Origin of the sequence: Pseudomonas sp. Root562, from assembly GCF_001427125.1 — a bacterium.
Taxonomy (GTDB): domain Bacteria; phylum Pseudomonadota; class Gammaproteobacteria; order Pseudomonadales; family Pseudomonadaceae; genus Aquipseudomonas.
In genome coordinates, this window is the sequence record NZ_LMGK01000014.1 from 1 (window position 1) to 715 (window position 715).

At 60.3% G+C, this 715-nt stretch carries 3 pseudogenes; all 3 read left to right on the forward strand.

Annotated elements, in window-relative coordinates:
- Window positions 1-25 precede the first annotated feature (25 nt).
- A pseudogene (locus tag ASD60_RS28300) lies at window positions 26-142 on the forward strand (electron transfer flavoprotein subunit beta/FixA family protein); the annotation flags it as partial.
- Window positions 143-268 (forward strand): annotated as a pseudogene (locus ASD60_RS28850) (electron transfer flavoprotein subunit alpha/FixB family protein); the annotation flags it as partial.
- Between the two features lies 1 nt (window position 269).
- Window positions 270-715, forward strand: a pseudogene (locus ASD60_RS13170) (electron transfer flavoprotein subunit alpha/FixB family protein); the annotation flags it as partial.

Here is a 715-nt window from a genome sequence, read left to right on the forward strand (position 1 = left end):
GCGGGGCGCGTAAACCTAAGGCCAAGCCATGACCAACAAGACCCTGAAAGTCGAAGCGCCTGCTGCACGCAGCGCGGGTATCAAGGTCAAGTCGGTGGCTGAACTGGTCGAGAAACTGAAAAACGAAGCGAAGGTAATCTAAATGACTATCTTGGTTATTGCTGAACACGACAACAAAGTGCTGGCCCCGGCCACGCTGAACACCGTTGCTGCCGCTGCCAAAATCGGCGGCGACATCCACGTGCTGGTTGCAGGCCAAGGCGCTGGCNGACAACAAAGTGCTGGCCCCGGCCACGCTGAACACCGTTGCTGCCGCTGCCAAAATCGGCGGCGACATCCACGTGCTGGTTGCAGGCCAAGGCGCTGGCGCCGTGGCTGAAGCCGCTGCGAAAATCGCRGGCGTGAGCAAAGTCCTGAACGCTGACAACGCCGCTTACGCGCATCAGCTGCCGGAAAACGTCGCGCCACTGGTTGCTGAACTGGGCAAGGGCTACAGCCACATCCTGGCTGCCGCCACTTCCAAYGGCAAAAACATCCTGCCGCGCGTTGCCGCTGCACTGGACGTTGACCAGATCTCCGAGATCATCTCGGTAGAAAGCGCTGACACCTTCAAGCGTCCGATCTACGCCGGTAACGCCATCGCGACCGTTCAATCGAACGCTGCGGTCAAGGTCATCACCGTGCGTGCCACCGGTTTCGACCCGGTTGCCGCTGA